Source organism: Mesorhizobium sp. M7A.F.Ca.US.005.03.1.1, from assembly GCF_003997975.1.
Taxonomy (GTDB): domain Bacteria; phylum Pseudomonadota; class Alphaproteobacteria; order Rhizobiales; family Rhizobiaceae; genus Mesorhizobium; species Mesorhizobium ciceri.
Window position 1 is genome coordinate 1 of the sequence record NZ_RZRO01000183.1, and the last position, 5,256, is coordinate 5,256.

A 5,256-nucleotide genomic window follows, 5' to 3' on the forward strand; every position below is an offset into this window, starting at 1 on the left:
GGTCTACGGCCGCCTATTTCCTGGCGAAGCGTGGCCTCTCTGTGGCTCTGCTCGAGAAGGGCCACGTCGCCTGTGAACAATCGAGCCGAAACTGGGGTTGGTGCCGCCAGCAGAACCGCGATCGGCGCGAACTGGCGCTCTCGGTGATCTCCATGCGACTATGGGACGAGCTGACGCGCGATATCAATCGCGATCTTGGATTTCGACGCTGCGGTCTGGTCTCTGCGACTCACGACGAGGCTGTGCTCGCCGGTTGGGAAAGGTGGCGCGAGGTCGCCAGGGAGTACGAGGTCGACACCCGCATGCTGAGCCGGGCGGAGGTGGCCGAGCGCGTCCCCGAAGCGCGCGACAAATGGGTCGGCGGGACCTATTCGGGCCGGGATGGCAAGGCCGAGCCTGCGCTTGCCGCACCGGCTATCGCCGAGGGGGCCAGAGCTCTGGGCGCCACCATCCACCAGGAATGCGCCGCGCGGGCGCTCGACTTGGCCAATGGCAAGATTGCGGGCGTGCACACGGAGAAGGGCTACATCAGAACCAGCGCGGTGCTGTGCGCCGCTGGCGCCTGGTCCTCGCGCTTCCTTAGGCCGCTCGGGATCAGTTTCCCCCAAGCGAGCATCCGGCAGACCGCGCTGCGTTCCACCCCCACAATCAACATAGGCGAGGCGATCTCCACACCCTACTGCACGATCACGCGCCGACTGGACGGCAGCTATACGCTTGCGATCAGTGGCAAGGCGAACCTCGAAATCACGCCCCAGGCTATCCGGTATAGCCGGGAATTCATGCCGCAATTCTTGCGTCGCCTAAAGAACGTCAGGCTCGGCATCGGCCAATCGTTCCTTTCGGGGCCGGATTCAATGCCGGCGCTGCTGACCAACGACGATCGGATCTTCGAACAGAATCGGGTGCTGGACCCTCCACCCTTAAAATGGCTGGTAAGCCAAGTGGTGGAGAGTGTCCGGAAGACCTTCCCCCAACTCGGCGATATAGAGATCGATAGTGCCTGGGGCGGCTTCGTCGATTGCACGCCGGACGCAGTGCCCGTGGTGTCGCAGGTGGACGGGGTAAAAGGCCTCTTCCTCGCGGCGGGCTGCTCGGGCCACGGCTTCGGTTTGGGCCCGGGGCTTGGTTATCTGGCCGCACAGCTTGTCGTAGACGACACGCCTTGCGTCGATCCTACACCGCTCCGCCTGTCGCGTCTGGTCGACGGCTCGAAGCTGGACATCGCCGCTATCTGAAGATCAGCCGGAAGTCAGGCCTGACGCCCACCAACAATCGCCGCTATGGCCTGCAGGACAAGATCGCATGGTGGCAGGCCAGACGCTGACGGCTGAAGCTGGGCGGCCCATTGACCATGCAGCGCTGCGGCCCCGGCTGAACGAGCGCGCCGACAAGGAGGAGCATCACATGCACTACATCTCGACGCGAGGCCACCCCCAACGCAGGAAGTTTTGCGAGATACTGCTTGAAGGTCTGGCGCCGGATGGCGGGCTCTATGTGCCCGAGACGTACCCGCTCGTGGATGACGCCATGCTGGATCGGTGGCGGAGGCTGTCCTATCCGGACCTCGCCTTCGAGATCCTGTCGCTCTACATCGACGATATTCCGCCCGCCGATCTTAAGACCATCTGCGCGAAGACCTATACGCCCGAGGTTTTCGGGACGACCAGGATCGTGCCGGTGCGCGCGCTTGAAACGTGTCTCCACGTGGCGGAACTGTCCAACGGCCCCACGATGGCGTTCAAGGACATGGCGATGCAGTTGCTTGGCAATCTCCTAGAGTATGAACTGGCGCGGCGGGGTGAGGAACTGAACATCCTCGGGGCGACCAGTGGCGACACGGGCAGCGCGGCGGAATATGCCATGCGCGGCAAGAAGGGGGTGCGGGTCTTCATGATGTCGCCGCACGGACGCATGAGCACCTTTCAGCAAGCTCAGATGTTCAGCCTGCAGGACGAAAACATCCATAACATCGCCATCGAAGGGGTCTTTGACGATTGCCAGGACATCGTGAAAGCCGTGTCCGGCGATGGTGACTTCAAGAGGCGCCACCGGATAGGCGCCGTCAATTCGATCAACTGGGCCAGGCTGGTGGCTCAGGTCGTCTACTACTTCTCCGCCTACTTCCAGGTCAACGCGGGGAACACATCAGAGGTCGACTTCACCGTTCCTTCGGGGAACTTCGGAAACATCTGTGCTGGTCACGTTGCGCGCATGATGGGGCTTCCCATATCCCGTCTCGTCGTTGCAACCAACGAGAACGATGTGCTCGATGAGTTTTTCCGCACCGGCGTGTATCGCTTGCGGGGCCGCGCGGACACGTATGAAACATCAAGCCCATCGATGGACATTTCCAAGGCCTCCAATCTTGAGCGTTTCGTCTTTGAACTGCTCGGTCGCGATGCGGGCCGGACGAAATCAATGTTCGACGACCAACTCAGGCGACGAGGACAGTTCGATCTCAGTGGCGATTCCGCCTTCGCGCAGGTGGCCGCTCGTTTTGGCTTCTGCAGCGGCAAGAGCACGCACGCCGACCGGTTGGAAACGATCCGTGACACTTGGCGCCGCTTCAACACGCTGGTCGACCCACACACAGCTGACGGCATCACGGTCGCTCGCAGGCACTCCGTTCTGGAGATGCCGATGATCGTGCTCGAGACGGCCCTGCCGGTCAAATTCGCGGAGACCATCAGGGAGGCTTTGGGCCACGAGCCATGTCGTCCAAAACGGTTCGATGGAATAGAAGACTTGCCGAGACGATTTAAGGTCCTTCCCGCCGATACACAGACCGTAAAGACCCACGTCGCCGAAATTTTGCAGGCTGCGGCCCGCTGAAGAACTGTTTGAACAATCGGAGACCGCTATTTCCGCCATGGCTGTATATACGGAGCTATCAGTCGACGAAGTCGCAGCGCTCTTTGGGGCGCTGGGTCTGGGCTGGCCGCGTTCTGTTCGGGGCATTACGACCGGAATTGAGAACACGAACTACTTCGTAGATACCGAAACCGGAGAGTATGTGCTCACCTTGTTTGAGCGCCTCACATTCGAACAATTGCCTTTCTACCTTCATCTCATAAAACACCTTGCGGCGCGGCGAATGCCGGTCCCGAATCCGGTTGCCAACGCGAGTGCCGAAATCCTTCACTCGCTGAAAGGCCGGCCTGCTGTGGTCGTCAACAGGCTTCCTGGCGAAAGCGTGACAGCACCGACAGTGTCACATTGTCGCTCTATCGGGGAGATCCTGGCGCGAATACACGTGGCCGGGACCGATTACCCACGACACCAGGTCAATCCGCGAGGTCTCGAGTGGTGGAACGAGGTGGTGCCGGTGGTCGGCCAATACGTGTCCGATGGACAACGGTCGCGGCTCACCAGCGAGCTTACCTTTCAGAACCAAATTGCTGTGTCTCCCACCTACGAACAACTCCCCAGGGGGCCGGTGCACGCCGATCTCTTTCGTGACAATGTGTTGTTTGCCGGCAGTCATCTGACCGGCGTCTTTGATTTCTACTTCGCCGGATGCGACGCCTTCCTTTTCGATATTGCTGTGTGCCTCAACGACTGGTGTGTCGATGACTGCACCGGCCGCCAAGACAGTGAGCGAGCAGCCGCTTTCTTAGGCGCTTATGGGTCCGTTCGAGCGCTTACACCAGCCGAACGCATATTGCTTCCCGCGATGCAACGCGCTGGAGCATTTCGCTTTTGGCTATCGCGTCTGTGGGATCTGTACCAGCCTCGGGAGGCTGCAATCCTCAAAGCGCACGATCCAAGCTACTTCGAGCGTATGTTATGCGTGCACAGGGGAGAAATCGTATGAGCAAGGCTGCGAAGATCATCAGTGGAAGCGAAGGCAGGATGGCACCGTCTCTCAACGACCACGTTCGCGAGCTGCTTTCGCAGATCGAGACGGAGGGCCTGTACAAACGCGAGCGCGTCATCACCTCGTCCCAGTCGTCCGAGATCGAGGTTGGCGGCCGCAAGCTGCTCAATTTCTGTGCCAACAACTATCTCGGCCTCGCCGACAGCGAAGAGCTGCGTGAGGCGGCGAAGGCCGCGCTCGACCGATACGGCTATGGCATGGCGTCGGTGCGATTCATCTGCGGCACACAAGAGGAACACAAGCAGCTCGAGGCAAAGATATCGAGCTTCCTCGGCATGGAAGACACGATCCTCTATGGTTCCTGCTTCGACGCCAATGGCGGCCTGTTCGAGACGCTGCTTTCGGAAGAGGATGCGATCATCTCCGACGCGCTCAACCATGCCTCGATCATCGACGGCGTGCGGCTCTCCAAAGCGAAACGCTTCCGCTACACCAACAACAACATGGAGAGCCTCGAGGAAGAACTGAAAAAGGCTGAAGGCAGCCGCTTCAAGCTCATCGCCACTGACGGCGTCTTCTCGATGGACGGCATCATCGCGAATTTGGCGGGCGTCTGCGACCTCGCGGAAAAATATGATGCAATGGTGATGGTGGACGACAGCCACGCTGTCGGCTTCGTCGGTGAGCATGGCCGTGGCACGCCGGAATATTGCGGTGTCGAGGGCAGGGTGGACATCATCACCGGTACGCTGGGCAAGGCGCTGGGGGGTGCCTCGGGTGGCTATACGGCGGCGAGCAGGCCGGTGGTTGACTGGCTGCGCCAGCGATCGCGGCCTTACCTCTTCTCCAACACACTGATGCCAGCGATCGCGGCAGCATCGCTCAAGGTGTTCAACATCATCGAGAGGGGCGACGGGCTGCGTGAAAGTCTCTACGAGAACGCGCAACGCTTCCGCTCCGGTATGGAAAAGCTCGGCTTCACATTGGCTGGAGCTGACCACCCGATCATTCCGGTGATGATCGGCGATGCCGTGCTGGCTTCGCAGATGGCCGACATGCTGCTTGAGCGCGGCATCTATGTGATCGGCTTTTCCTTCCCGGTGGTGCCGAAAGGCCAAGCGCGGATCAGGACGCAGATGTCGGCCGCCCATTCGACAGCCGATATCGATCGGGCAATTGCAGCGTTCGGTGAGGTCGGCCTCGAACTCGGAGTGATTGGCTGATGTCCAACATTATGCGCGCACTCGTCAAAACTCGCGCCGAACCAGGCATCTGGATGGAAGAGGTGCCGGTGCCGGAAATCGGCCCTAACGACGTGCTGATCAAGATCAAGAAGACGGCGATCTGCGGCACCGACGTGCACATCTACAATTGGGACCAGTGGGCGCAGAAGACGGTGCCGGTGCCGATGGTGACGGGCCATGAATTCGTCGGCA

At 60.4% G+C, this 5,256-nt stretch carries 5 protein-coding genes; all 5 read left to right on the forward strand.

Going from position 1 to position 5,256, the window contains the following annotated elements:
- Positions 1-1,238, forward strand: a 1,238-nt coding sequence (locus EN990_RS34720) for an FAD-binding oxidoreductase (RefSeq protein ID WP_164766223.1), incomplete at its 5' end; no start/stop codon positions are given.
- A 67-nt stretch (positions 1,239-1,305) separates the two neighbouring features.
- The gene (gene thrC, locus EN990_RS34725; RefSeq protein WP_245460928.1) at positions 1,306-2,835 is read left to right on the forward strand and encodes a threonine synthase; all 1,530 of its coding nucleotides are present in this window, start codon (positions 1,306-1,308) and stop codon (positions 2,833-2,835) included.
- A 37-nt stretch (positions 2,836-2,872) separates the two neighbouring features.
- A complete protein-coding gene (locus EN990_RS34730; protein ID WP_127368619.1) occupies positions 2,873-3,817 on the forward strand; it encodes a homoserine kinase in 945 nt (314 codons plus the stop codon).
- Between the two features lie 38 nt (positions 3,818-3,855).
- Positions 3,856-5,043, forward strand: coding sequence for a glycine C-acetyltransferase (locus tag EN990_RS34735; RefSeq protein ID WP_127368621.1), 1,188 nt, complete (start codon positions 3,856-3,858; stop codon positions 5,041-5,043).
- On the forward strand, positions 5,043-5,256 hold a 214-nt coding region (locus EN990_RS34740; RefSeq protein ID WP_164766224.1), incomplete at its 3' end, for an alcohol dehydrogenase catalytic domain-containing protein. The genes EN990_RS34735 and EN990_RS34740, both read left to right, overlap by 1 nt.